Annotated in this window: 25 protein-coding genes; 12 read left to right on the top strand and 13 right to left on the bottom strand. The window is 66.3% G+C overall.

Translation table 11 applies throughout. The annotated features are described in order from the left end of the window. Positions 1–14: 14 nt before the first annotated feature. Genes ACSBM8_RS01065 through ACSBM8_RS01055 form a run of 3 tightly spaced genes read right to left on the bottom strand, consistent with a single transcriptional unit; the run spans position 15 to position 3,741 of the window. Complete coding sequence (locus ACSBM8_RS01065; protein WP_442679829.1) at positions 15–1,037, bottom strand: glycosyltransferase family 4 protein; 1,023 nt, start codon at positions 1,035–1,037, stop codon at positions 15–17. Then, a complete protein-coding gene (locus tag ACSBM8_RS01060) occupies positions 1,037–2,623 on the bottom strand; it encodes an alpha-amylase family glycosyl hydrolase (RefSeq protein ID WP_442679828.1) in 1,587 nt (528 codons plus the stop codon). Before ACSBM8_RS01060 ends, ACSBM8_RS01065 begins: the two co-directional genes overlap by 1 nt. After that, a complete protein-coding gene (locus ACSBM8_RS01055; protein ID WP_442681653.1) occupies positions 2,620–3,741 on the bottom strand; it encodes a glycosidase in 1,122 nt (373 codons plus the stop codon). Before ACSBM8_RS01055 ends, ACSBM8_RS01060 begins: the two co-directional genes overlap by 4 nt. Positions 3,742–3,825: 84 nt before the next feature. On the opposite strand from ACSBM8_RS01055, the gene ACSBM8_RS01050 reads away from it, so the two are divergent. From ACSBM8_RS01050 to ACSBM8_RS01035, 4 genes are all read left to right on the top strand, one after another. Continuing rightward, complete coding sequence (locus tag ACSBM8_RS01050) at positions 3,826–4,029, top strand: DUF2945 domain-containing protein (RefSeq protein WP_442679827.1); 204 nt, start codon at positions 3,826–3,828, stop codon at positions 4,027–4,029. 78 nt (positions 4,030–4,107) lie between these two features. Beyond that, positions 4,108–4,359 carry an SWIB/MDM2 domain-containing protein gene (locus ACSBM8_RS01045; RefSeq protein WP_442679826.1) on the top strand — a complete coding sequence of 84 codons (252 nt, stop codon included), beginning with the start codon at positions 4,108–4,110 and terminating at the stop codon, positions 4,357–4,359. Between the two features lie 180 nt (positions 4,360–4,539). Beyond that, a complete protein-coding gene (locus ACSBM8_RS01040; protein ID WP_442679825.1) occupies positions 4,540–4,986 on the top strand; it encodes a MucR family transcriptional regulator in 447 nt (148 codons plus the stop codon). A gap of 72 nt (positions 4,987–5,058) precedes the next feature. Further along, positions 5,059–6,291: a TCR/Tet family MFS transporter gene (locus tag ACSBM8_RS01035; RefSeq protein ID WP_442679824.1), complete on the top strand. Its 1,233-nt coding sequence runs from the start codon at positions 5,059–5,061 to the stop codon at positions 6,289–6,291. Here ACSBM8_RS01035 and ACSBM8_RS01030 read toward each other — a convergent pair. Next, complete coding sequence (locus ACSBM8_RS01030) at positions 6,264–7,019, bottom strand: competence/damage-inducible protein A (protein ID WP_442679823.1); 756 nt, start codon at positions 7,017–7,019, stop codon at positions 6,264–6,266. The two genes, ACSBM8_RS01035 and ACSBM8_RS01030, sit on opposite strands and share 28 nt — an antisense overlap. Positions 7,020–7,081: 62 nt before the next feature. On the opposite strand from ACSBM8_RS01030, the gene map reads away from it, so the two are divergent. Beyond that, a complete protein-coding gene (gene map, locus ACSBM8_RS01025; RefSeq protein WP_442679822.1) occupies positions 7,082–7,918 on the top strand; it encodes a type I methionyl aminopeptidase in 837 nt (278 codons plus the stop codon). Here map and ACSBM8_RS01020 read toward each other — a convergent pair. Beyond that, on the bottom strand, positions 7,915–8,604 hold the full coding sequence (locus tag ACSBM8_RS01020) for an HPP family protein (RefSeq protein ID WP_442679821.1): 690 nt from the start codon (positions 8,602–8,604) through the stop codon (positions 7,915–7,917). The genes map and ACSBM8_RS01020 overlap by 4 nt on opposite strands. Positions 8,605–8,725: 121 nt before the next feature. Between ACSBM8_RS01020 and ACSBM8_RS01015 the strand changes: the two genes are divergently transcribed. Continuing rightward, positions 8,726–9,574, top strand: coding sequence for a dienelactone hydrolase family protein (locus tag ACSBM8_RS01015; protein ID WP_442679820.1), 849 nt, complete (start codon positions 8,726–8,728; stop codon positions 9,572–9,574). Between the two features lie 343 nt (positions 9,575–9,917). After that, on the top strand, positions 9,918–10,457 hold the full coding sequence (locus tag ACSBM8_RS01010) for a type 1 glutamine amidotransferase domain-containing protein (RefSeq protein ID WP_442679819.1): 540 nt from the start codon (positions 9,918–9,920) through the stop codon (positions 10,455–10,457). Positions 10,458–10,653: 196 nt separating this feature from the next. Here the strand turns inward: ACSBM8_RS01010 and ACSBM8_RS01005 are convergent, their stop codons facing one another. Further along, complete coding sequence (locus ACSBM8_RS01005) at positions 10,654–12,513, bottom strand: M3 family oligoendopeptidase (RefSeq protein ID WP_442679818.1); 1,860 nt, start codon at positions 12,511–12,513, stop codon at positions 10,654–10,656. 259 nt (positions 12,514–12,772) lie between these two features. Between ACSBM8_RS01005 and ACSBM8_RS01000 the strand changes: the two genes are divergently transcribed. After that, entirely contained in the window at positions 12,773–13,387 is a 615-nt protein-coding gene (locus ACSBM8_RS01000; protein WP_442679817.1) for an OmpA family protein, read from the top strand. Between the two features lie 14 nt (positions 13,388–13,401). On the opposite strand, the gene ACSBM8_RS00995 is transcribed toward ACSBM8_RS01000, so the two are convergent. Together ACSBM8_RS00995 and ACSBM8_RS00990 are read right to left on the bottom strand one after the other, a co-directional pair. Further along, the gene (locus ACSBM8_RS00995) at positions 13,402–13,641 is read right to left on the bottom strand and encodes a hypothetical protein (protein WP_442679816.1); all 240 of its coding nucleotides are present in this window, start codon (positions 13,639–13,641) and stop codon (positions 13,402–13,404) included. 26 nt (positions 13,642–13,667) lie between these two features. Continuing rightward, on the bottom strand, positions 13,668–14,039 hold the full coding sequence (locus ACSBM8_RS00990) for a ribosomal protein L7/L12 (protein ID WP_442679815.1): 372 nt from the start codon (positions 14,037–14,039) through the stop codon (positions 13,668–13,670). 373 nt (positions 14,040–14,412) lie between these two features. On the opposite strand from ACSBM8_RS00990, the gene ACSBM8_RS00985 reads away from it, so the two are divergent. The 3 genes from ACSBM8_RS00985 to ACSBM8_RS00975 all read left to right on the top strand — a co-directional run bounded on the left by ACSBM8_RS00985 (position 14,413) and on the right by ACSBM8_RS00975 (position 16,349). After that, positions 14,413–15,018, top strand: a complete 606-nt coding sequence (locus ACSBM8_RS00985; protein ID WP_442679814.1) for a methyltransferase domain-containing protein — start codon at positions 14,413–14,415, stop codon at positions 15,016–15,018. A 141-nt stretch (positions 15,019–15,159) separates the two neighbouring features. Then, complete coding sequence (locus ACSBM8_RS00980; RefSeq protein ID WP_442679813.1) at positions 15,160–15,609, top strand: hypothetical protein; 450 nt, start codon at positions 15,160–15,162, stop codon at positions 15,607–15,609. Continuing rightward, a complete protein-coding gene (locus ACSBM8_RS00975) occupies positions 15,606–16,349 on the top strand; it encodes a TorF family putative porin (RefSeq protein ID WP_442679812.1) in 744 nt (247 codons plus the stop codon). The genes ACSBM8_RS00980 and ACSBM8_RS00975 overlap by 4 nt, the downstream gene beginning before the upstream one ends. A 59-nt stretch (positions 16,350–16,408) precedes the next feature. Here the strand turns inward: ACSBM8_RS00975 and ACSBM8_RS00970 are convergent, their stop codons facing one another. The 4 genes from ACSBM8_RS00970 to ACSBM8_RS00955 all read right to left on the bottom strand — a co-directional run bounded on the left by ACSBM8_RS00970 (position 16,409) and on the right by ACSBM8_RS00955 (position 20,480). After that, a complete protein-coding gene (locus ACSBM8_RS00970) occupies positions 16,409–16,873 on the bottom strand; it encodes a hypothetical protein (protein ID WP_442679811.1) in 465 nt (154 codons plus the stop codon). Between the two features lie 74 nt (positions 16,874–16,947). Then, positions 16,948–18,498: a DUF1963 domain-containing protein gene (locus tag ACSBM8_RS00965; protein ID WP_442679810.1), complete on the bottom strand. Its 1,551-nt coding sequence runs from the start codon at positions 18,496–18,498 to the stop codon at positions 16,948–16,950. Between the two features lie 45 nt (positions 18,499–18,543). Next, positions 18,544–19,356 carry a hypothetical protein gene (locus ACSBM8_RS00960; protein WP_442679809.1) on the bottom strand — a complete coding sequence of 271 codons (813 nt, stop codon included), beginning with the start codon at positions 19,354–19,356 and terminating at the stop codon, positions 18,544–18,546. 272 nt (positions 19,357–19,628) lie between these two features. Beyond that, complete coding sequence (locus ACSBM8_RS00955; protein WP_442679808.1) at positions 19,629–20,480, bottom strand: hypothetical protein; 852 nt, start codon at positions 20,478–20,480, stop codon at positions 19,629–19,631. A 280-nt stretch (positions 20,481–20,760) separates the two neighbouring features. Here ACSBM8_RS00955 and ACSBM8_RS00950 point away from each other — a divergent pair, with 280 nt between their 5' ends. After that, entirely contained in the window at positions 20,761–21,345 is a 585-nt protein-coding gene (locus ACSBM8_RS00950) for a hypothetical protein (RefSeq protein WP_442679807.1), read from the top strand. 32 nt (positions 21,346–21,377) lie between these two features. On the opposite strand, the gene ACSBM8_RS00945 is transcribed toward ACSBM8_RS00950, so the two are convergent. After that, on the bottom strand, positions 21,378–24,023 hold the full coding sequence (locus ACSBM8_RS00945) for a DEAD/DEAH box helicase family protein (protein ID WP_442679806.1): 2,646 nt from the start codon (positions 24,021–24,023) through the stop codon (positions 21,378–21,380). Between the last annotated feature and the right edge of the window lie 64 nt (positions 24,024–24,087).

Here is a 24,087-nt window from a genome sequence, read left to right as displayed (position 1 = left end):
CGAACAAGCGATCCTCAACCGGGCAAGGTTCCGTCGAGGATCTGTTTGTACAATTCCAGATATTTGTCCGCCATCGTCTCGACCGAAAAACGCTCCTCCACGGCGCGACGGCAGGCGGCGCGGTCGATCTCGCCGATCCGCTGTACCGCCTCCAGCGCTTCGTCGAAGGTTTCGACCAGGAAACCGGTGACGCCATGCTCGATCAATTCGGGCATGGAGCCGCGATTATAGGCGATGACAGGGGTGCCGCAGGCCATCGCCTCGACCACCGACAGGCCGAACGGCTCGTCGAAATGGATGAGGTGGAGCAAGGCCTTGGCGTGGCCCAGCGCGCGCGTGCGCGCGGCGCCGCCAAGCGGGCCGTTGAAGCTGATCTGGCCGCCGTCGATATGCAATTCAACCTCGCGCGCATAATAGCCCTCGTCCTGGACGATGCCGGCCATCAGCAGCCGATCGCCGGTGGCCTGCGCCACGCGGATCGCATCCGCCGCGCCCTTGTCCGGATGGATGCGGCCGAAGAAGAGCAGGTCGTCGGAGCCTTCCGCGTCGAACGGGAATTCGTCGAGGCGGATGCCGTGATGGATGGTCGCGGCATATTTGAGATCGGCATGGCGATCCGCATCCGAGATCGCGACATAGTTCACGCGATCCTCATAGCGCTTGAATACCGGCACGATCCGTTCGGACGAGAAGCCGTGGATGGTGGTCACCTGCGGCACGTCGACCAGGCGCGAGAAAGCGAGCGGCACGAAATCGGCCTGATTGTGGATCAGATCGAACTCACCGGCGCGTTCGAACACGTGGGAGACGTGCAGCATCTCCATCACCTTGGCATCCAGCGTGCGATCTTCCGAATAGCCCGCCGGCACCACCGCGGCGAGCGTGCCCGCCGTCTCGCTGTCCGCCGTGGCGAACAGGGTGACGTCGACGCCTTTGGCGACCAGTGCCTCGGTCAACAGGCTGGTGATCAATTCCCACGGGCCATAATGACGCGGCGGCGTGCGCCAGGAGATGGGCGCGAGCATGGCGATACGCATCAGCCGGCCTCCACCAGCAGGACGATGCCCTGATCGGGGGCGAGCCGGCCGGGGGCATAGTCGCCCGATGGCAAGGTCGAAAGCAGCAGGCGGCCGGCGGGCAGCGTTACCGCCTGCTCCTGCCCGCCCAGGTTCAACGCGACCACGATCTTTTCTCCTTGATGGAAACGTTCATAGGCCAGGACATCGCCCTCGGCCGCAATCAAGCGGACGGTGCCGATCGCCAGCGCGGGATGCGCGCGGCGGAGCGCCAGCAGGGCGCGGTGCAGCGCCAGCATCGATGCCGGGTCCGCCGCCTCCACCGCGACATTGCGCGTGCGCCAATCGTCATTGAGCGGCAGCCACGGCGTGCCGGTGGTGAAGCCGGCCTGGGCGCTGTCGCCCCACGGCATCGGCGTGCGCACCGGATCGCGGCCGAAGCCGAGGCCGGGCTCACGCAATTCGCGAGGATCCTGCACCAGCTCGGGCGGGATGGCGACGTCGGTCAGGCCGAGTTCGTCGCCATAATATAGCGTGGGCGTGCCGCGCATCGTCAGCAGCAACATCGCCGCGACCCGCGCCTGGGCGGCGCCGACGCGGGTAGCGATGCGCGGTCTATCATGATTGCCGAGCACCCAATTGGGCCAGCCGCCAGGCGGCAGCGCGCGTTCGTAATCCGCCACCATCCGGTGGATGGCGCGGGCATTCCAGGCGGCTTCGACCAGCTGGAAATTGAAGGGGAGATGCACGCCCTCCCCGGCCTGACCATAATAAGCCATCAGCCGTTCGACCGGCAGGTAGATCTCACCGACCAGCACGCGCGGCTGCCCGTCCTTTTCATAGGAATCCGCTAGCGCGCGCATCTCGGCCGCCAGCTCGAACACTTCGGGTTGATCGGTCGAGTGAAGCTGCAGCACGCGATCCTTGTCGGCCATGCCTTCGGCCCAATCGGGGTTGGCGGGATTGTCGGGAAAGGCCGCCGCCTTGATCATGTGCCAGAGGATATCGACGCGGAACCCGTCGACGCCGCGATCGAACCAGAAGCGCATCGCATCCAGCATCGCCGCCTTGAGTTCGGGATTGCGCCAGTTGAGATCGGGCTGCTCACGCAGCATGGCATGATAATAATATTGGCCAGTGGCCGGATCATAGTCCCACGCCGAGCCGCCGAAATCGCTGATCCAGTTATTGGGCGGGCCACCGTCGGGGGCGGGATCGCGCCAGATATACCAATCGCGCTTGGCGCTGGTGCGGGATGACCGGCTTTCGAGGAACCAGGGATGCTGATCCGACGAATGGTTGGGCACGAAATCGAGGAGCAGCTTCAACCCGCGGGCATGTGCCGCCGCCAGCAGCCGATCGAAATCCGCGAGTGTCCCGAACATCGGATGGACGCCGGTATAATCGGCGACGTCATAGCCGAAATCGACCATCGGCGAGGGGTAGATGGGCGAAATCCAGATCGCATCGACGCCGAGATCGACCAGATAGTCGAGCCTTTGCTCGATCCCCAGCAGATCGCCGACGCCGTCGCCGTTCGTATCCTGAAAGGAGCGGGGATAGATCTGATAGATCACCCCGCTCTGCCACCAAGCGGGCGCGCTCATGCGAAGCGCGCCTTGGGGATATGGGTGATACGGCAGGCAAGATCCGCCTCGCCGCTGGCGACGATATACGCCTCGCCCGCATCGACGATGCCGGTGGTGAAGACGACTTCGGTCGGCAGATAGAGCTGGTGCGCGATCGGCGCGGTGAGCGACGGGTCCGCCTCCAGCAGCGGATCCGCATCTTCCAGCCGCAGGATCTTCCAGGGCTCGTCCTTGTCGAGCAAGGCCCAGAACGTGCGATAGATGCCGACCTTCGCGCGCGTCTCCACGCCATGATACAGGATCAGCCAGCCCGCGTCGGTGAGGATCGGCTGGCTGCCGCCGCCCAGTTTCATCGACGAGGCGGAGGCCTTGCGCGCACGCAGGAACGGCTCATCACGCGGCTTCCAGTGCAGCGCATCGGGCGACTGGGCGAGGTTGATCGACGGCCCGCCGCGATAGGGGCTGTCGTCGGGATAGGCGAAATAGACCTCCCCCAACGGCCGGGTGAGCGCCATGAACTTGTCGCCGACCTGCCCTTCGAACAGGATCATATCCTTGTTCTGATGATCCAGCACGATCCCGGCGAGGCGATAGTCCAGGCCGTTATCGGAAATATGCATGGTCGTGGAATGGCGTTCGGCCGAGACCGAGCAGGTCGTCATATACCAGGTGTCGCCGACCTTGCTGATGCGCGCATCTTCGACACCATAATGCTGAAAGTCCGCCACCGGCTGGATCGCCTTGTCATAATGGACCGCGACGATCGCGCGTCCGTCCGGCGTCAGTTCGACCGGCAACAGCCACGACAGCGAGGTGAGCGCCAGCGTGCGGTACATGCCGCCGGCGACGTCGAACTGGCGCGGATCCGCCATGTTGACGCCGGTCAGCAGATGATCGTCCAGGACATAGCCGTCCTGCGTCCAGCGGATCGCACGGACATGTTCGCCCGCGACCGGCTCTTCCAGCGCTTCGGCGACGCGCACCATCATCAGCAGATTGCCATTGGCCAGGCGGGTGAAGCCCGGATTGAAGGCGCCCAGAACATAGGTCGGCACATCCAGCGACGCGCGCAGCGGCGATTGCGCGAGATCGACATCGCCCGGCGTGAAGATCAGATAATCGCGACTTCGGTCCATCATGCGCCCCACGCCTTACAGTGTCGGGCAACAAATGCGGCGCGCCGCGTTTTGGTCCCTAGAGATGTGGATAGGAGGCAGGACGTGGCCGATTTACGCAAAGGCGATAAGGTAAGCTGGAAATCGCATGGCGGCACCGCCCATGGCGAGGTCGTCAAGAAACAGACCAGCCCGACCACGATCAAGGGCCATAAGGTCGCGGCATCAAAGGATAATCCCGAATATATCGTCGAAACCGACAAGGGAACGCGCGCCGCCCACAAGGCAGAGGCGCTCCATCGCACGTAAGAGAGGCTTGCCAAAGGCCTCTCCTCGCGGAATAGCAGCGTCAGCCTTGAGAGAGGGGCCGCAAAAGGAGGACTTTACATGGCAACTAAGACCGGTGGCATTCACAAGCCCGTAACCCCATCTGCGGATCTGGCCGCCGTCGTCGGCAAGGGCCCGATGCCGCGCAGCGAGATCGTCAGCAAGCTGTGGGAGTACATCAAGAAGAACAATCTTCAGGACAGCAAGGACAAGCGTCAGATCAACGCTGACGCCGCGCTGGAGAAGGTGTTCGGCAAGAAGAGCGTGAGCATGTTCGAGATGAACAAGCACGTTTCCAACCACGTCAAGTAATCTGATCGATGAGGCCGGCGCGATCGTGCCGGCCTCTCAACTCTTCACTCCCGCGCCGGTGTTTGTAAAATAATCACAGTCGCGCGGATGCTTGCGGTTGCACCTGCGAAAACACTCGCGTGCGCCGTAACGATCTGCTAATCGCGCCGCCTATAAATAGGCTCCAACAGGGCAGCGAAAATGGCGGACGAAACTGCAATCGAACTTCTCACATTGACGGCGGACATTGTTGCCGCACATGTCGCGCATAATCGCGTTACTGTCGGTGAACTGCCGGACTTGATCGGCAAGGTGCACAGCGCGCTTGCCGGCCTGGGCGATCCTGTCGAACCGGCGGCAGAGGACCGTAAACCGGCCGTTTCAATCCGCGCATCGATCAAGCCGGACCATCTTGTCTGCCTGGAAGACGGCAAGAAACTGACGATGTTGAAGCGCTATCTGCGCACCAACTTCAATATGACGCCGCAGGAATATCGCGCGAAGTGGAAACTTCCTGCAGATTACCCGATGGTCGCGCCGGATTATGCCGACAAGCGGCGGACCCTGGCCAAGGCGATCGGATTGGGGCGCCAGCGTGGCGCCGCCGCCCCCGCATCCAAGCGCGGACGCCCTGCCGCCAAGAAATAAGCGGTTCAGGCAAGGGCGCGCATCGGCCGCCTGACGGGTGTCGTGACGACACCCGTCCATCCGGAGCATGCGATGCCGGGATCCCACGAGCGCGCGGCCTATTTCGTGATGATCACGGTGCTGATCGATGCGATCGGCTTTGGCATCGTGATGCCCGTATTGCCCGGGATCGTGATGGAACTGGGCCATGTCGGCCTGGCCGAGGCGACGCGCATCGGCGGGTGGCTGGGCGTGATCTATGCCGCCGTCCAGTTCCTGACCGGCCCCTTGATGGGCAATCTGGGCGACCGCTTCGGGCGGCGCCCGATCATCCTGGGCGCACTGGCCGGCTTCGCCGCGGATTATGCGCTGATGGGCTTCGCCCCGTCGCTCGGCTGGCTGTTCCTGGGGCGGGCGCTGGCGGGCCTGTTCGGCGCATCCTATGGCCCCGCCGGCGCGGCGATGGCCGACATATCGGCGCCGGAGGATCGCGCGCGCCATTTCGGCATGATCGGCGGCGCGTTTGGCGTCGGCTTCGTGATCGGGCCGGCGATCGGCGGCCTGCTGGGCGAAGTCGGCCCGCGCGCGCCTTTCTATGCCGCCGCTCTGCTGGCGACGGCCAATTTCCTGTTCGGGATGGTCGCCTTCCCGGAAACCCACAAGCCGGAGAACCGGCGTCCGTTCGACTGGACGCGCGCCAACCCGCTGGGCGCGCTATTGGCGCTGCGGCGGCACCCGGGCGTCCTGCCGGTCGCCTTTGCCAGCTTCTGGTGGAATTTGGCGAGCATGGTCTACCCCGCGACCTGGGCCTATTTCGCGATCGCGGCGTTCGGCTGGACGCCCGGCATCATCGGCGCGTCGCTGGCAATGGTCGGCCTGCTGATGGCACTGTCGCAGATGTTTGTGGTCGGCCGGGTCGTGAAAAAGGTTGGCGAGCGCCGCGCCGCCGAGCTGGGCATTCTGTGCGCGATGATCGGGTTCGTCGCCTATATCTTCCTGCAGACCGGCTGGCTGGTATTCGTGTTGCTATGCTTCACCGCGATGCAGAGCCTGGTGATGCCGTCGATGAACGGGCTGATGTCGCGCCGCGTACCGGCCGATGCCCAGGGCGAATTGCAGGGCTTTGGCGGCAGCATCGCGGCGCTGGGCGCGATCCTGGCGCCGGCGCTCTACAATCCCGCTCTGGCCTGGTTCACCGGGCCCGGGGCGCCGTTCCGCTTTCCCGGCATCGTGTTCGCGATGGCGACGGTGGCCGCCCTGGTCGCGCTGATCACCCTGATCGCGATGCGGCGCGCGCCTCAGATCCCGCCGGCGACGGGCGCATAGCCTTTCGCGGCAAGCGCGGCGGTGAGATCGGCGGCGCAGGCGTTCAGCCGCTCTTCGTCCGTAGAACGGATCACGAAATTGGCCCCCGTCCGGCCATCGCGGAAGAAGGGGTAGGAACCGATCTGGCAGCCGTCATGGCTTTTCTCGGTCTCGCCCAGCAGATTGGCGACCTCGCTTTCCTGGACCCAGCAGCCGATCGTCGCGGAGACCACCGGGCGCCCGCCTTCCAGCTTGCCCGACAGACTGTCCAGCATCGCGCCGGCAATATGCGGCACACCGGCGAGAATGAAGATATTGCCGATGCGGATGCCGGGCGCGCCCGACCGCCCGTTGACGATCAGCGAGGCGCCTTCGGGTGTGCGCGCCATGCGCAGCCGCGCCTCGGTCAGGCCGCCGCGCGACGCATAATAATCGTCCAGGATCGCGCGCGCCTCGGGATGGACGATGACGGGCACGCCCAGCGCGGCGGCAATGGCATCGACCGTGATGTCGTCATGCGTGGGGCCGATCCCGCCGGTGGTGAACAGATAATCGTTGGCGCCGGCAAGCGCGGTCACGGCCGCGCCGATCGCCTCCATCCGATCGGGCACGACCCGCACTTCACTGAGCCGGATCCCCTGCAGGTTCAGCCACAGCGCCAGCTGGGCAATATTCTTGTCCTGCGTTCGGCCGGACAGAATCTCATCGCCGATAATAACAAGGGCGGCAGTCCAGATACGCTCGGCCATAGCCCCCGATAGCGGCTCCCCCGGCTCTCGCAAAGCCCGCGCGCGACCGCTATATATGACGGATGACCCAATATCAGACGATTGCGGCAGGCGAGGCCGTTACGCGCACGGGCGCGATCAAGCTTTACGGGCCGGAAGGCTTTGCGGGGATGCGCCGCGCCGGGCGCCTGGCGGCGGAAATCCTGGACGAACTGGCCGCGCATATCCGCCCGGGCGTGACCACCGAAGAGATTGACCGCATCGTCTATGACATGACGATCGCGGCGGGCGCGGTGCCCGCGACGCTGAACTATCGCGGCTATACGCATAGCTCGTGCATCAGCCTGAACCATGTCGTCTGCCATGGCATTCCGGGCCCGAAGCTGATCCGCGACGGCGATATCGTGAATGTCGATGTGACGCCGCTGCTGGACGGCTGGCATGGCGACAGCAACCGCACCTATCTGGCGGGCAATGTGCCACTGAAGGCGCGCAAGCTGGTCGACGTGACCTATGAATGCATGATGCTGGGCATTGCCGCGGCCAAGCCGGGCGCGCGGCTGGGCGATATCGGCCACGCGATCCAGACCCATGCCGAGCAGTATCGCTATGGCGTGGTGCGCGATTTCTGCGGCCATGGCGTCGGCCGGCTGTTCCATGACGCGCCGGAAGTTGTCCATCTCGGCCGGCCGGGCACGGGTCCGGAGCTGAAGCCCGGCATGTTCTTCACGATCGAGCCGATGATCAATATCGGCCGCGCCGACGTGAAGGTGCTGGACGATGGCTGGACGGCGGTGACGCGCGATCGCTCGCTTTCCGCCCAGTTCGAACATTCGATCGGCATCACCGAGGATGGCGCGGAGATCTTCACCAAAAGCCCCAAGGGCCTGGATATTCCGCACCGCCCCAACGAAGGCTAAGCCTTCAGCCGCGTGGCCGCATGATATTCGGCGCGCATCAGCAGCAGATCGAGATCGTCGCGGCTGATATCGAACGCGTCGCCCATGTCGGCGAGCGCGCGATCGATATCGTCGCGATGGAAATCCGCCGGCGCAGGCGCGGCGACGCGCGCGGCCGGCCGATGCGGATAGCTGTGACCGGAGAAACGATGGAACAGCATCGCGATAGCCACCAGCAGGACGGCGTTGATCGCCACCGGCAGCAGGGCAAAGCCATAGCCTGACGCCGCGACCGCAGGGGCGGGCAGCGCGGTTACGAGCGCGGTACCGCCTCCCGCCGCGTGCAGGCAGCGCAGGAGCGACATGGCCAGGATCGCACCACCCACCGCCACGGCCGCGGCCAGCTCCGGCCGGGGGAGCAGGTGCGCCGCGAGCACGCCCACCAGCCCCGAGACGACATTGCCGCCGATCACCGGCCACGGCTGCGACAACGGGCTCGCCGGCAGGGCGAACACCAGCACGGCCGAGGCGCCGATCGGCGCGGCAAGGTAGGGGTTGGCGCCCGGCAATAGCCAATGGCACATCAAAGCGGTGAGGCCGATCGCAAGCAGCGCGCCGAGGCAGGCGATCACGCGATCGCGGGAGGTGCTGCCCGCCAGCAGGGGCGCCAGCAGCGGCAGGGAAGAACGGATGCGATCAGGGGCCATAGACGTCCCGCTATACGGACCAGCGCGATCAGGCACGCGCCACTTTCTTGCGGCCTGGAAAGGGGCGAGATTGCACGGGTAGCCCTCGCGGCGTAGCCTCCGCGAAACAGTGGAGGACGCCATGGACAGCCTGACCCGCCCCGAAGGAACCCAGCCCGAAGATCTGCATATCGGCCGCCGCGCCGCGGTGACGATGTTCTTTGCCGGCTATGCCGTTGCCGCGCTCGCCGCCGATGCCAAGCCGATCCGCACGCCCGACGCGGGCCTGACGATCGCCGAAGTGCTGATCCCTAATGGTGCGGCCAAGCCGCTGCCGGCCTATGTCGCGCGGCCCAAGGGCAATGGGCGCCATGCGACGATCATCGTCGTGAACGAGATTTTCGGCATCCACGATTATATCAAGGACATCTGCCGGCGGCTGGCGAAGCTCGGCTATGTCGCGGTCGCGCCCGATTTCTTCTACCGCTCCGGCGTCAATCTGCCCGCGATCAGCGACTTCAAGCAGATCATGCCGATCGTGGCGCAGGCAAGCGACGACCAGGTCGACGGCGACGTGCGCGCCACCACCGCCTGGATCAAGCAACAGCCTTTCAGCAAACCGGCCGCGATCGGCATCACCGGCTTCTGCTGGGGCGGATCGGTCGTGTGGCGTTCGGCCATGGTCAATCCGGATATCCGCGCCGGGGTCGCCTGGTATGGCCGCGTCGAGAAGCTGATCGCGCGGGCGGGCGAGGTGCGTGCGCCGGTGTTGGGCCTCTATGGCGCCAAGGATCAGGGCATTCCCCAGGATCAAGTGCAGGCGATGGCGGCCGCGCTGCAAAAGGCGGGCAAATCCGGCTCGGCCGTCCATGTCTATCCGGATGCCGGCCACGGCTTCCACGCCGATTATCGCGATAGCTACAACGCGGCGGATGCCAAGGATGGCTGGGCAAGGATGCTGGCCCATTTCAAGGCGCATGGCGTAGCGTAAGCCGGGCGGGCGAGCGGCGGCGCGTAGGCGTTCGCGACGCCCGTAGGATGATACGCGCGCCCCTCACAACCACCGTCACCCCAGCGCAGGCTGGGGTCCATTCCGCGGCTTGGCGATGTCGCCGCTAATTACAGCGACAGCGCCCGCGGCATGATGGATCCCAGCCTTCGCTGGGATGACGGACGGTGTTCGGAGGCCGCCGGGGAAGCACCCGCGCATGGCAGATTTGGGTCGCTGCCGGAACATTTCGTCCTGCCGCAGCGGGCATGCACTTGGGCTTGCGGCCAGGAACGCGCATCGCCGCTCCTCCGTTGAACCGGCATCCCTGTTTCCGGAGCGTATCATGACCAAAGCCCTCATCATTGCCACCGACGGCTTCGAACAATCGGAGCTGTTCGGCCCCCGCCAGGCCCTGCTCGATGCCGGCGTGGAGGTGACGCTCGCCTCCCCTGCCCGCGATCCGATCCAGGGTATGGAGCATGACAAGAAAGGCGACACGATCACGCCTGACGCACTGATCACTGACGTTTCGGTCGACGGCTATGACGCGCTCGTCATCCCCGGCGGCGTCGCCAACCCGGACACGCTGCGCATGAACGCGCAGGCGATCAAGCTGGTGCGCGATTTCCTGTTCGCCAAGAAGCCGGTCGCGGCCATCTGCCACGGCCCGTGGCTGCTGGCCGAGGCGGAGGTGCTGGAAGGCCGCACCGTCACCGGCTGGCCCTCGATCCGCACCGACCTGAAACATGCCGGCGCGATCGTGGTGGATCAGGAGGTCGTCGTGGACGACAACCTTATCACCAGCCGCAAGCCGGATGACATTCCAGCGTTCAACCGCGAATTGCTGGCCAAGCTGGGCGTGGAGGCCAAGCAGACCGCGTGAGGCAGGCGGTGGGGGCATGGCGCGGGCCACGCCCCCACCGCCCGTCATCCCAGCGAAGGCTGGGATCCATCGGGTCACGGGCGCTGCCGCTGAAGTTAGCGGCGACATTGCCAAGCCGCGATATGGACCCCAGCCTTCGCTGGGGTGACGGCGGTGGTTGGACGGCGGGGTACACCCTCCCGCCAGCCCTTTGTCTTCAGGCGAGCAGTTTCTCCGCCTGATCGAGCACGTCGGAGAAGCTGCGGATGATCGTCTGATAGGGCGTGGCCGTCGCCATATCCAGGCCGGCTTTCTTCAGGATGTTATAGCCGTAATCCGATCCGCCTGCGCGCAGCACCGACAGGTAATTGTCCCGATCCTTGGCCGTGCCATGCAGCACCTTGTCGGCAAAGTAATTCGCCGCCGTGATCGAGGTCGCATATTGGAAGACGTAGAAGCCGTAGAAATAATGCTGGATCAGCATCCATTCGACCCCATAGGCCGGGTCCATCACGAATTTCGGCCCGTGATATTTCTTGAGCATTTCCAGGTTGATGGCGGTCATTTTCTCGCCTGACAGGCCTTCGCCCTTCTCGGCCAGATCGTGGATCGCCAGCTGGAATTCGGCGAACATCGTCTGGCGGTAGAAGGTGCCGCGATAATTCTCCATCAGCTGGCCGAGATAGAAGAGCTTCTCCTGCTTCGTCTTCGCCTGGCCGAGCATGTAGTTGGCGAGCAGCAATTCCTGGCAGGTCGAGGCGATTTCGGCGGTGAAGGTGGGATAGCCGGCCGTCTCGAACGGCTGCGCCTTATTGGCCAGCAGCGAGTGCATCGCATGGCCCCACTCATGCGCATAGGTGGTAAGCCCGTCATATTTGTCGCTGAGGTTCAGCAGCAGATAGGGATGCACGTCATAGGCCGAGCCGCTCATATAGGCACCGGACGCCTTGCCCGGGCGCGGGCGCGGATCCATCCATTTGTTGGCGGACGCCTTGGCGAATTGCGCGCTGTAATCGGGGCCGAGCGGCTTGATCGCGGCCAAGGTGAGCGACCGCATCTCGTCCAGCGAGAAGGTGCGGTCGAGCGACACGAGCGGCGGATAAATGTCGTAATAGGCGATTTCGGGCAGGTTGAGCATGCGGCGGCGCAGCTCGAAATAGCGGTGCAGCACGGGCAGGCCGGCATTGGCCTGCGCCACGAGCGTGCGATAGACGCCGGCAGGGATGTTGGGCTGCGACAAAGCGGCGTCGAGCGCGGTCGGGAATTTGCGCGCCTTGGCCTGGAACATCTCCCCCTTCACCTGGCTGGCGAGCGCCGCGCCAAGCGAACTTTCGAACGCTTTGTAGCTGGCCCAGAATTGATCGAACACGAGCTTGCGGTCGGCGCGATTGGGCGCGCTGCGGTGGAGCGTATAGCCCTGATCGTCGAGCCGCGCCTTGGTGCCGTCCGACAAGGTGACGGTCGGGCGCGGAATGTCCGACGAGGCGAGCTGGGTGCGGATATCGCCGGGGCCTGAAAGCGGTGCCTGCGCGGCGGCGAGCAGCGCTTCTCCTTCCGGCGACAAGGTGTGCGGCGCCTGGCGCACGACATCGTCCAGCTGGAAGCGGAATTTGGCAAGGCCGGGATCGGCGGCGAGATAGGCCTGCACCTTGGCCGCACCGAGCGCGAGCAGTTCGGGGTTCAGCCAGGAGCCGGCTTCGCCATAGGCGGTGGCCAGATCCACCGCCTGCTGGCGGCGTTCCTGATTGGACGCGACGCGCAGATCCTCGTCCCCCTTCAGGCCGGCATAGGTGTAGAGCCGCGCCAGTTTCAGGCCGATGTCGGACTGAAGCTGCAGCAAGGCGCGCAACGTGCCCGCGCCTTCGCCCAGCCGGCCCTTATAGGCGGCGATTTCGGGCAGGCGCGCGGCGATGGCCTGGCGTTCGGCCGACCAGGCGGCGTCGTTCGGATATAAGTCGGTCAGGTCCCAGGTGGCGCCGGTGGCGGCGGGCTCGGCCGCGCCGGCGCCGCTCGCCATCGCCAGAGCGGCCACGGCAGCAGCCGAGAGCATCGCATCACGGCGGGACAGTTCGGTCATCTTCACCCCATCAGAAACCATCCCGCAGATGCGGGCAGACGGAAGCTGTAAAACGCCCGAGCGTGCGCGGCTAGAGGGCCTGCGCCACCGCAGACGCATCCCTTTGACATTGGTCATTTTACCCCGCCACGCAGCAACCTGGCCGCAACAACCTGCGGTTATAGCTGTGCGAATGAGACGCAATATTGCGTGGTCCACCATTGCACGGGCGCCGATCGGCGCCATATGATGGGTGGACAGGGGATCGGCGGGGCACGACATGAGACTGCGTTTCGGACTGCAGGCGGCGATGCTGATGGCACTGGCGGCGTCGACCAGCGGATGCAGCGACAAGGCCGCCGCATCCTCCGAGCAGAAGGCGCAGTCGGCGCCGCGCAAGATTTCCCTATTCCACCACCGCAAGAAGCAGGACCTGCCCAAGCCGTCGCCCACGGCACATCTGATCCTGCTGCCCGACAGCGCGATTTCGGTTGAGCGCGGATCGACCGAAGAAAAGCTGGCGATGTTCCTGAAATCGAATCAGCCCGCGCCCAGCATGTTCCGCTTCACCGGTACCGAATTCGAGCCGTGGCAGACCAATCCCAATCCCGGCACGTTGCGCACCATGTATGCGGTGGCGCAGATCCTGCGCGCTTATCCCAACAGCCGCGTGACGCTGGTCGGCCATACCGACAATGACGGTACGGCGGAGCAGAATCTGGCGCTGTCGCGGGCGCGGGTGCGGCGCATGGCGGCGCTGCTGATCCGCAGCGGCATCCAGGAACGCCGCATCTCCATCGACGGGCGCGGCATGACCCAGCCGGTGGCGGACAATCGCACGCCCGCCGGACGCGCGAAGAACCGCCGGATCGAGCTGATCGTCACCGCGAAATAAGTCTTAGGCGCGGATCAAATCCAGCGCAGGCCGTCGGCGCCGGCGCATCCATAAGGCGGCACCTGGCCCGGGAAACGCTGTTGCATCTTGTGGCAACCCCATCGCCGCAGCGGCGCCGGCGCATAACCGTTGAGCGCGATACCGACCTCGTCATACGGGCTCTTCGCCCAAGCGACATAGGAATACCAACGGCCGCCGAATACGATCAGGGCGACGACCAACACGATCCCGATCAGCTGCGCAGTCTTCCGCATCGCAATCCTCATTCATCCGGGCACGCCTAAGCGCCGGTGCGTGTGTATTCCCATTGCTCGACTAGGTCTTTCGATTCGCTGAGCCCCATATGCGTGGCGTCGCGCACGACCTTGATCGCGTTGATCTTGCGTCCGGCGGCCAGCAGCGCACGCGCCTCCGCTTCCACCTCCGGCGTCAGCGTGGCGGGCGACAGGGCGGCGGAGGGCAGGGTGTCAGACGGGCGGGCCGGCTGCGGCATCGCCGGCGTCTGCGCGCGCGCGAGCCCGGCATCATAACCGCGTCCCGCCATCGGCCCGCCCAGCAGCGGATCGGGACGCCGCGACATGCGCACAAGCTGCACCGCCATCAGCGCGAAGGCGAGGCCGAAGAGAATCAGGATCGGGACCGGGACGAACATCGTGGCTCCTGCGGAAACGGGCCGATAATAAGCTTCAGCTCTCAGGCACGGGACTTGTTCCCCCGAGCCCGCCGCGTGCGCGATGGCAGCGGGCCACCGAGCCGCCGCGCCATCGCCTGGCCGCGGAATGGACCCCAGCCTGCGCTGGGGTGACGGTGGTGGTTAGTGCGCCTCCACCTTGTTCCCCCGCGTCCCCCCGTCATCCCGGCGAAGCCGGGATCCATCGGCCTACGGGCGGTGCCGTTGAAATGAGCGGCCACGGTGCCAAGCCGCGATATGGATGCCCGCCTACGCAGGGGCGGCAGTGGTGGCGTGGGGTTGGCGGCTGTTCTATTTTCATGGGCGAGGACGGGCGAGGGACGCAGGAGGATCGATGACGGATGCCGCCGACACGCAGGTGATCGACATGTATCAGCGGCACGGCCATGTCTGGGCCGGGTTGCGCACGACGCAAAAGGTGGAGCGCGACTGGCTGGATCGCTTCTGCGCGCTGATCCCGCCGGGGGCGGCGATTGTCGATATCGGCTGTGGCAGCGGGATGCCGATCGCGCGCGGGCTGATCGATCGCGGCTTCGATGTGACCGGGGTGGATGGCAGCACCAATATGCTCGCCTTGTTCCGGCACAATCTGCCGGGGGTCGCGGCATGGCAGATGGACATGCGACAGCTTGCGCTGGGCCGGCGCTTTGCCGGGCTGCTGGCGTGGGACAGTCTCTTCCATCTGTCGCCGCAGGATCAGCGCGGCATGTTCGCGCGGTTCCAGGCGCATGCCGCCCCGGGCGCCGCCCTGATGTTCACCAGCGGGCCCGAGGAAGGGTGCGCGATCGGCGAACTGGCGGGCGATCCGCTCTATCATGGCAGCCTTGGCCCGGACGAATATCGCGCACGGCTGGAGGAAGCGGGGTTCGATCTGGTCGATCATGTCGTGGCCGATCCCGGCTGCGATCGCACGGTCTGGCTCGCGCGGCAGCGCGGCTGATCCGCGCCACAGCCGGGCCCGCATGCGCTTTACATCCGTAGGCAAAGAGCAACCAAAAAGGCGCCGACGCCGTTAAGGAAGCAGGTCCGTAAGGATCAGCACGGCGGTCAGCATGGACCGCGCAACCGCAAGGAGAGTGACATGGCCTATATGTTGGTAGCGGGGCTGGCGATCAGCGCCGCCACCGCCGCGCTTGGCATGCGCGTGGACCATCAGACGCAGATCGATCACCATAGCGGCCCGGTCGCGGTCAGCTATCGCGGCGACGTGGCGATCTCCCACAAGCAGGTCGGCACGGTGGCGCCGGCCGGGAAGATGTCTTCGCTACGCTGCCAGTGGGCGGCGAACATGAGCGTCGCCCGCCAGGCGACCGCCACCGGCGGGGCCAGCCTGAGCCGTACCATGGACAGCGCCCCGATCCTGACCGGCAGCCGGCCGGGCTGGTGCAGCACGCATCAGGCGGCGATCGCCAAGGAGGTTGCCCGCAGGACGGCGGCGATGCAGGAGCATCTGCAGCAAATGGCGCAGGAGGATCATCAGACGCTCCGCGCCGAGCTGGACCGTCTGCACGGGGCACAGCGCGCCGGATGATCCGGACCCTGAAATGGGTGGGTGCGATCGGGGCCGCGTCCTGCGGCCTGATCGCGCCCGTTTCTGCCCAGACCGGCGCCTCCGTTTCGGCCGAAGCGATGTCGCAGGAGGTGCGCCGCGGGCTCAGCTGGAGCGAAGGCCGCGCCGCGATCGCTGGCGCAGGCGACGTGTCGCTGCTCGGCATCGACGCATCGGCCCGGATCGTCACCCTGCGCGGCAGCGATCGGCATGGCGGCGCCGATGGGGTCGCCGATCTTTCGCTCGGCACCGGCTGGAGCCTGGGCGGCCTGCGCCTGCAGGCGACCGCGACCGGGCATCTTTTCTCCGGTGCGCGCGGCAAGATGGATTATGTCGAGCTTGGCGGTTCGGCCAGCTATGGCATTGGCCCGCTCTCCGCCAGCGTGGGCGTAATCGCCGCGCCGTCGCAACATGCGATCGGCGGCAGCAATGTCTATACCTATGCCAGCGCCAATGCCGGCATCCTGGGTACGCCCTTCACCCTGCTGGGGGAGATCGGCCATTCGTCCGGCAGCGTCGATGATCCCGATCGCGCGGCGCGGCTGCGGCCGGGCGGCGATTATACCAATTGGCGGCTGGGGCTGGAACATCGCGTCAATCATCTGACGATCGGGGTCGATTATATCGGGACCAACGTTTCGCGTGCCGACGCGATCGGGCCGTTCGCGGATGCCCGTCACGCGGGCGACAAGATCGTCGGACGTGTCGCCCTTAGTTTCTGAACGGACGAGGGAGCGCGCCCGGGACCGCTGGACGACCCTGCAAATATGCCGGAGCCTGATCATTCCCGGGGATCAAGACCGTCCAGCCCGAAGATTCCCGGCTCCGCGATCGACGGCCCCGCGAGATACACGACCTTTTCCTGCGGCCCCGGTTGCGTTGATATGCTGCCGCGTCCCCACGGATCCAAAAACCAGTAATATCTTCTGTTATGGGAAATCAGGACGCCTTCGCTGTAACATTGGGTCCACGTGGTCCGCTCCATCCATGATGGGTGATCCAGCTGAACGGCTTGCGAAAACCAATACTTCATCGTTGCTGGCGATACTTTGATTGCCGCACATGCGGCCCGTCCCTCACCGGGACGCTCACCCTTGGGATAGCGGGGATCGGGCGTCCACTGCCCGGTTTTGATCACCTTTACCGACGTGATGTCGAAACCCGAAAGGTTCGGAAAGCCACCCACCCCGGCGATCGCCGCCGTGGGAAATAAAGCCATGATCACGAACAGACGTAGCTTCACCACTGTGCCGACTCCGCTTCCTGTCTATCCTTTCGAGATAGTGCGGCGCGTGCAACGAGGCTTTTGGGGCGAGAGCGTCAGCCCGGTAGCAGCAGGCAGCGATCCCAGCGGCGCGCCGCCACGTCCGCGCGGGGTGCCATGATCGTGAGATCCAGCGCATCCCAGAATTCGCGGCCGGTGACGGAGCCGGCATTGACCCGGACGAGCAGAATCCAGGCATCGGGATCGCCCAGATCGGCATGGCCGCGTTCGCGCGCCTGTTCCGCGGCGGCGACGCGCCCGTCCCACCCGTCCGCCAAAGCGGCATGGCCCAGCATCTGGTGGATCTGGGGGAGCGTGAGATCGGGGTGGAAGCCGGTCACCGCGCGCAGGCTGGCATCATGCGCCTCGTGCAGATCGTCGAGCGAGCCGATGCCGCTGCTTTCGATCCGCCGTTCCGCCGCCAGCAGATCGATCGAGCGGGTGCGGGCCGGGCGCAGACGCGCGGTCGCAACGGTGGCGAAGCGATCGTCCGACAGCGCGTCGAAGGGCGCCCCCGGCACGCCATAGGCCCAGGCCGGATCCGGGCTGTGGGCAAAACGCAAGGTGCCGTCGTCCATCACCTCCACCGTCACATAATCCCCCTCCTCACAAGGCAGGGGGCCGGGCGGCGTTGCCGGCGGCAGATCGTCGGCCATGGCGATCGCAGCGTGGGACGCGTCCAGAAGCGCTTCGGTCAGCGGGTGTGCGACAAGCGCGATACCCGGGGGCGTGAAGACCGTGTTCAGCGCCAGCGAGTCGCCATGGACGAAGAAGGAGAGAAGGCCGGACGGTGGCAGCGGCGATAAGGGACCGCAGGCCGCCGCGATCTCGGCAAGATCGATCTGCATCAGGAAGGGATGACGCAGGCCGCGCGCGTCCACCGGCCAGGCGCCCGGCGGCAGATCCGGGCCGCCGCCGATGCGGCTGGTGCCGAGCGGCAGCGGCGGGCCATAGGGCTCCTCCACCAGGGCGACCGCCTCCGCCATCAGCGGCGCGACGACGCTATGATCCTGTTCGCCAAGGGCAGCCGCATAGCGCCGGTCCCACGCGAGATCGAACGGCCCCGGCACGCCATCGTCCACGCACGTATCCGCCTCCAGCCCGGCCAGGCGTTTGCGCTCGCGCCCGTCGAACTGGGATTGCAGCAAAGCCGCGCTGACCGGGCTCGACCGCTCCTGCAGGCCCTGCAGCAGATTTTCGTAGGCGCGCGCGGCGGGCGTATGATCTTCGGCCAGCGCCCGCAGACCGAACGCCCAGATGCGGCCGCCTTTGCCCTGCACCAGCGTCAATTCCACCACCTCGGCCCCTGCGCTGGCGAGCGCCCCCCAGCCGCGCCGCGCGGGCCGGCCGAACAGCTGCATCGCCTCGGTCCGCCAGCCGCCGCTGACCGGGGCCCCGAACAGATCGGTCGCCACGCCGGCCAGATCCGCATCCAGATCGAGCTGCCCGGCCACGTCCCGCGCCAGCACGAACAGGGCCGATCGGCCCGCACTGCCCGCGGATGGGCGCAGTTCGAACCGTTCCGGCGCGTGGGCGACGACATCGAGGAAAGCGGGGGGCGGCACGAACACGAAGTCTCGCGTCATCCAGCGCGCGGGTTGCGGCATAAGCGCTCCTTCATCGGATCGGGATCGGCGGGTGGAGCGGCAGCGTCACTGGGCGAACGGGATCGCCTCGACGCGGGGCTGCGTCCCGGGCGGTACCCCCGTGCGTTCGCGGCCGCCGATCCGATCGAAGGCGGAATAAGACAGGTGATCCCAGAACCGATCCCACATGGGGGACCGCACGCCGGCGCGATAGCCGTCATGCTCGCTCAGCGCGCGATCGCGCCACCGTGCGGCAATGTCCGGCGTGACCAATGCGAACAACAATGTGTCGCCGGACGTCGCGTCGATCGACAGCAAAGTCTTGCCGCGTTCGGCGATGTGCCGCTCCAGTTCCTGCGTGGCCGCGGCATAATGGGTCCAGACATAGTCCAGATAGGCGCGCGCCGCCGGTTCGTTCAGCGCCGTCGTCTCGTCCATCAGCGGGCCGAACACCGCTTTCGCGATCGGCGGCAGCGTCTTGGGGTCGATGACGCCGTCTTCCGCCCACTGGAAGAAGATCTCGGTCGTATATTTATCCTCGACCGAGGAGAGTTTCCCGGACGTGTCGAGCAGGTTGACGGTGGCGAGGAACAGCCGGTTGCGGGGTGGATCGTCCTCCGCGCCATAGAAGCCGATGGTTTCCATGTCGGTGGGCGGATTGGCAGCCATCTGCCGCACCTTGGCGACGAGTTCGGCATCATTGCCGGAGAAATCGGCGGCAAAGGCCAGGATCGGGGCATATTCGTCAGAGGACATCTTCGCTCCACAACCTGTTGTCACGAACAGCAGGGACAGAAGCGCGGTCGCGCCCAGCAGCCGCGCCACCGTCCGCCGCGCGCATGGCAGCGCCGTCGCGCCCGGCATGGGCACGTCGCTCATCGGCGTACCGCATCCTGCATCGCCCTCTCGCGTAAAGCACAGGCCTTGTGTTTCAACCCGTCCCCCATCCCGTCACCGCGCCCAGGCTTCGCCCCGACGCGCGCCGTCGCGGGGCAAGGGAAACGCGTCGGAGACAGCGAACGGCCATAAGCGGATATCGATCCGCCGGCGATGAGGGGATGGTTACGGCTGCAGGCAGTCGCCTTGCGCCAGTGAGAGCGGGGTTGCTGCGAGGGTCCACCCGCCCCGGCGGAACGGCTCGGGCGGAGATGTTACCGTTTGGACTGTCGGACGCGCTCGATCATTTCGGCAACCTTCGGGCGGGCGCAAACGGCCTTGCCGACCGGGTCGGACGGCGGCGTGTCGGCACAGATCAGCCCGGCCTGTTGATCGGGGATCATATCCAGCGGTTCGACGCTGGCGTCCTTGCGCGCGATGACCGTGCGCAGGTTGGCGAGATAGGTGTCCCAGCCGCCTTTATCGGCGCGGGATGCGAGCGTCTGTTCCGCCTGTTTGCACAGCGCCTCCGCCTCGTCGAAGCGCTTCATCTGCCGGGCGGCGTTGGCGGCGCGTGCCTGCAGCCAGGCCTGATCCGGCGCCGCGGCCAGGCCGAGCTGGCGAACCTGCTCGATAAACAGCGCCTGATAGCGGCGCTGTTGCTGGAGGCTGTCGCGGTCTTCCGGGCGTTCGGTCGCGGCTTCCGCCGCAGGTTCGGGCGTCACCTGCCAGATCGCCGACAGCAATAAACCCAATGATTCCGTCTTGGGCCGGCCCAATTTGTCCGCGAGCCAATAGGCGCGGTAATAGGTCGTGTCGGTCGTGCCGAGCCGCTTATATTCGGCGGTCGCGATCAACGTCGCGAGCCTTGTCGTCTCCGCCGCGGAATAGTCGTCGAACACGATCAGCTTGTTGCCCGGGCATTCGGGCAGCGGGAAGGGGAAGGGCAGATAGCTGTACGGCTTCCCGTCCGGCCGCTCGCCAAAGGTGCTGTACATCGACGGACGCCAGGCGGAGAAACGTTCGCCGCCCACGGGGCAGATCATCTCGCTCGGCCCGCCATGGAGCGGAGGGGCCGTCGGTAGCGGGGGCGAGGCCGCCTGCAGCAACAATGCGATCAAAAACATCCCCGTCGTTCCCCCATGTTTGCAGCGAGGCTAGGCCCATGGCCGTCGCGCGGCAACGGCGCGGCGCGCGCAATCCCATCCAGACCGCCCCTGTGGCGCAAATTCCCCCGCAGACCGTCATGCTGCCGACCCTGGCCGCAGCAGGTGGCGGCGGGCGATGAAACGGGCTGGCGGGCGGGCGATTTTGCGCGGACAAGAGCAGCCTGGCTTGGGTCGCGTGAGACGCCGCGGGCCGGGGTGCGGCCCGCAGAGGCCGGAGCGGCAGGATGGGGATTTTGCGATGCGGATAGTCTTGCTTATACCCTTCCTGATCGCGGCGGCGCCGGCAGGCACCGGCAATTTGCCAACGATGACGCCCTTCGACCCGCGCTCGCTCCCGGCGCTGATGGTCGATCCGGCTGCCCGTGGCCTCAGCGCCAAAACGGTCCAGGCCCACCGCTTGAACTTACCTGAGGGCACTCACATCACGAAAATCAGTCACTTGGGAGGGCCACTGGAAATTAAGCTTAGCGATGGGCGATGCTTCATTGTCTTCAATGACAGGTACCGATCAACGCGGGAGCGGATCGAGCAAACCGAATGCGACCCGACCAGCGATAAATATCCCGAGAAACCGGCGCCCCCTCCACGGGCGGGCCTGCGCGCCCTGAACACGTCTTTCGCTTTCACGGCGTGGCACGATGACCGCCGCCACCTTTCGCTGATCACGGACGACTTCAAGCAACAAACCCGGGCTTATTACACGCCCCTGGACATAATATGGATCTTCGCGTTCCGGTATCCGGACATAGACGGTGCAGACATATCGATCGTGGCGCGTTATCGCGGCAGGATATTCATCACTTTGAATGAAGTTAGCCGGTGATGTGACACGGGCGAACGTGTCCGTCCGACGCGCTACATCCAGACGGAGCGGCGTTGGAACGGGCGCTGCATCGCGGCGGCGAAGGACATCACGCGGGCGCGCAGCAAGGCGCGGCGGCCGTCGGCGGTGCGCGCGAAGATCAGGTGCGACGTCCCGACGCGGCGGCGCCATTGGGCCAGGAAATGCTCGGCAATCTCCTTGCGTGCGCCGAGCAGGGCCGGCACCGCGTGATAATCGACCTGGCGCCCGCCCCAGCGGCCGCCGGTGCGGACCAGCAGGTAACGCGGATTCTGAATCGGCCCGAGCAATTCGCCCAGCGCATCGAGGAAGACGCGTTCCTCGGCGCGGGTCGCCCCATCCACCAGGATGTCGCACTGGCCGCGCAGCGAGCGCTGCACGATGACGGCATATTGCCCCTCCTCCCGGCGAAGCGCCTTGGCAAAGCACAGGCTGGCTACGACGCAGCGGCCGACCTGGGCCAGGCTGCGTTCCAGCGTGCCGTTGCGCCGCCACAGCCATAAGGCGGCGATCAGGCGCGGCAGCGTGCCGAGGAACAGAACGGCGACGAACAGCGTCGCCCAGGTGAGGATGCCGCCCAGCCCGGTAAAATGCTGCACTACGCCCAGCGCGGACAGGGCGCCGCCGCCGATGCCCGACGTGATCAGCGCCTGCAGCGTATCCTTCCAGGCAAGATGGCGCGGCGCATAGGCGGCCTCGGCGACGCAGCGCACATGGCTGCGCGGGGTCGCCCCGCCGAGCGAGGCCTGCCATCGCGCCGCGACCCACGCCCGGTCGCGCGCCCGCGCCAGCGTTGTCGCATTCTGGCGATCGGGGGCCGCCGGATCGAGCAGGAGGCGATCCACGCCATTTTCGATCCGCAGGCTTTGGCCGTTGCCAATGCCCTCGAACGCATCGAACCGGCGCGCCAGTACGGACAGCTCGCTCTGCTCGGCGAAACGATCGTCCGGCGTCGGCGGCACGATCGTGGCGAGATGCCAGATTGCCGCGACCTTGTCCGGTGCGGCCGGATCGATCCGGATCGCGCGGCCGCGCATCTGATTGGACAGCATGTAGGATCCGACATTGCTCGCCAGGATCAGGCTGTTGACGACGGGCGCGTCCCACCCCTCGCCCAGCAAGGCCTGCGTGCCGATCAGCACGCGGATCGCGCCGCGCTGAAACAGTCGCGTCATCAGCAACACCGGCTGATAGGTTTCGCTGCCGCCGATCCCCATGGCGACATAGCCCGGACAGCCCGCCAGCGTGCGCCGGTCCGCGCCCCGCAGATCGATGCCGAGCGATGCCGCGTCCGCCTCCAGCAGCGGGATCGCGGCGGCGGGCAGGATGACGAGCGAGCCGGTCAGCACCGCCATCGCGCCGTCCGCCACCCCCGCCCGCCGCAGCGTTTCGAAGATCGGGACGACGCCCAGTTTCTGCGGCACGAACGCCGCGTCCGGCCGGGTCGGCAGATCGGCGGCGATGATGCGATCGGACAGGATCACCAGCCGCAGCGCAGCGCCAAGCGCCTCCTGTTCGGCGCGCACGATCGCGGCGATACCGTCCAGCTTGGCGACGCTGCCGGCCATCGCGTTGACGATCGTCTTGCCTTCGCGCAGCGTCACGCGATCATTGCTGATCAGGCCGAGCGTCCCGATCACGCGCCGCAGCTCCGCCGCCCGTGCCGGGCCGAGCTGAGCCTTGGTGGCGGGCTCGTTGAGCAGGCCGTCGAGCAGCCGTTCCAGCCACACCGCCATCGGCGGCGGCAACTCCGCATCGCCCACCCCCAGCATGTCGACCGCGGCCTGGGGCACAGAGCGCCCGGCGGCGTGCAGGAAGATCATGAGCGCGGTGAGGAGTTCCGGCTGGTCAAGCAACGCCGCCTCATGCGCCGCGGGCGCGACCAGCCAGGGATGGGCGGCGAGGCAATCGACCAGGTCGGCATCGGCCAGCAGCCCGGCAACGAAGCGCGTGATCGCCTCCCGCCGCGCCGTCACCAGCGAAAGCTCGTCCGGGCAGGGCAGCGAGAGGTGGACATGGTCCTGATGCGGGCACAGATCGCCGTTGCGCACCAGTTCGGGCACCGAAATCTCGCTGTCGATCGGGCCGCACAAATCCATGTAGCGCGTCCATTCGGCGAAGGGCGCGTCATAGGGCGGCGTCGCGGTGAGCGCGATCAGGGTCGCATCCTTCAACCGGTCGCGCAGCGCGAACACGGCCGTCCACCATTCGCGCCGCAGATGATGCGCTTCGTCCACGATCAGCGTCACCGGCCCGTCCCGCTGCAGCGCCGCGATCAGCCGATCGAACCACGCCGTGCCCTCCACAAAGGCGCTGTGCAGCGCCTGATAGGTCGTGATCGTCATCGCGGCGGGGGCGTGCAGATCGCTGGATATGTCCGCATCCCAGGCGGCGCGATCCGCCAGGAAAAGCGGGAACAACCGCTCGCGCCATTGATCGCGGATCGTGATGCTGGGCGACAGCACCAAGGCGCGCCGCCCGATCCGGCGCATCGCTTCCAGCCCCAGCACGGTCTTGCCCGATCCGGGCGCGGCGACGATGTGCAGCCGGCTATCGGCCAGATGCACGTCCATTTCGGCCAGTACGCGCGCCTGATAGCTACGCCACACGCCCGTGAAGTTCATGCGGCTCAGCATCGGGCTGGCACAAAGCGGGGGCACGGCGCCGCGTCAAGCCGCGCGGGCACAGCCGTGCGGCAGCGGGCCGGGTGAATCAGCGCGTGGC

Source organism: Sphingomonas sp. ASY06-1R (assembly GCF_052180265.1).
Lineage (GTDB): Bacteria > Pseudomonadota > Alphaproteobacteria > Sphingomonadales > Sphingomonadaceae > Sphingomonas_I.
The sequence above is the reverse complement of the archived record's forward strand: the minus strand, read 5'-3'. Positions and strand labels throughout refer to the sequence as shown.

What these genes read in the sequence shown, in the direction of transcription:
- ACSBM8_RS01065 (WP_442679829.1), bottom strand. Translation starts at nt 1,037, where the DNA reads ATGCGTATCGCCATGCTCGCGCCCATCTCCTGGCGCACGCCGCCGCGT.
- ACSBM8_RS01060 (WP_442679828.1), bottom strand. Translation starts at nt 2,623, where the DNA reads ATGAGCGCGCCCGCTTGGTGGCAGAGCGGGGTGATCTATCAGATCTAT.
- ACSBM8_RS01055 (WP_442681653.1), bottom strand. Translation starts at nt 3,741, where the DNA reads ATGGACCGAAGTCGCGATTATCTGATCTTCACGCCGGGCGATGTCGAT.
- ACSBM8_RS01045 (WP_442679826.1), top strand. Translation starts at nt 4,108, where the DNA reads ATGGCAACTAAGACCGGTGGCATTCACAAGCCCGTAACCCCATCTGCG.
- ACSBM8_RS01040 (WP_442679825.1), top strand. Translation starts at nt 4,540, where the DNA reads ATGGCGGACGAAACTGCAATCGAACTTCTCACATTGACGGCGGACATT.
- ACSBM8_RS01035 (WP_442679824.1), top strand. Translation starts at nt 5,059, where the DNA reads ATGCCGGGATCCCACGAGCGCGCGGCCTATTTCGTGATGATCACGGTG.
- ACSBM8_RS01030 (WP_442679823.1), bottom strand. Translation starts at nt 7,019, where the DNA reads ATGGCCGAGCGTATCTGGACTGCCGCCCTTGTTATTATCGGCGATGAG.
- map (WP_442679822.1), top strand. Translation starts at nt 7,082, where the DNA reads ATGACCCAATATCAGACGATTGCGGCAGGCGAGGCCGTTACGCGCACG.
- ACSBM8_RS01020 (WP_442679821.1), bottom strand. Translation starts at nt 8,604, where the DNA reads ATGGCCCCTGATCGCATCCGTTCTTCCCTGCCGCTGCTGGCGCCCCTG.
- ACSBM8_RS01015 (WP_442679820.1), top strand. Translation starts at nt 8,726, where the DNA reads ATGGACAGCCTGACCCGCCCCGAAGGAACCCAGCCCGAAGATCTGCAT.
- ACSBM8_RS01010 (WP_442679819.1), top strand. Translation starts at nt 9,918, where the DNA reads ATGACCAAAGCCCTCATCATTGCCACCGACGGCTTCGAACAATCGGAG.
- ACSBM8_RS01005 (WP_442679818.1), bottom strand. Translation starts at nt 12,513, where the DNA reads ATGACCGAACTGTCCCGCCGTGATGCGATGCTCTCGGCTGCTGCCGTG.
- ACSBM8_RS01000 (WP_442679817.1), top strand. Translation starts at nt 12,773, where the DNA reads ATGAGACTGCGTTTCGGACTGCAGGCGGCGATGCTGATGGCACTGGCG.
- ACSBM8_RS00995 (WP_442679816.1), bottom strand. Translation starts at nt 13,641, where the DNA reads ATGCGGAAGACTGCGCAGCTGATCGGGATCGTGTTGGTCGTCGCCCTG.
- ACSBM8_RS00990 (WP_442679815.1), bottom strand. Translation starts at nt 14,039, where the DNA reads ATGTTCGTCCCGGTCCCGATCCTGATTCTCTTCGGCCTCGCCTTCGCG.
- ACSBM8_RS00985 (WP_442679814.1), top strand. Translation starts at nt 14,413, where the DNA reads ATGACGGATGCCGCCGACACGCAGGTGATCGACATGTATCAGCGGCAC.
- ACSBM8_RS00980 (WP_442679813.1), top strand. Translation starts at nt 15,160, where the DNA reads ATGGCCTATATGTTGGTAGCGGGGCTGGCGATCAGCGCCGCCACCGCC.
- ACSBM8_RS00975 (WP_442679812.1), top strand. Translation starts at nt 15,606, where the DNA reads ATGATCCGGACCCTGAAATGGGTGGGTGCGATCGGGGCCGCGTCCTGC.
- ACSBM8_RS00965 (WP_442679810.1), bottom strand. Translation starts at nt 18,498, where the DNA reads ATGCCGCAACCCGCGCGCTGGATGACGCGAGACTTCGTGTTCGTGCCG.
- ACSBM8_RS00960 (WP_442679809.1), bottom strand. Translation starts at nt 19,356, where the DNA reads ATGAGCGACGTGCCCATGCCGGGCGCGACGGCGCTGCCATGCGCGCGG.
- ACSBM8_RS00955 (WP_442679808.1), bottom strand. Translation starts at nt 20,480, where the DNA reads ATGTTTTTGATCGCATTGTTGCTGCAGGCGGCCTCGCCCCCGCTACCG.
- ACSBM8_RS00950 (WP_442679807.1), top strand. Translation starts at nt 20,761, where the DNA reads ATGCGGATAGTCTTGCTTATACCCTTCCTGATCGCGGCGGCGCCGGCA.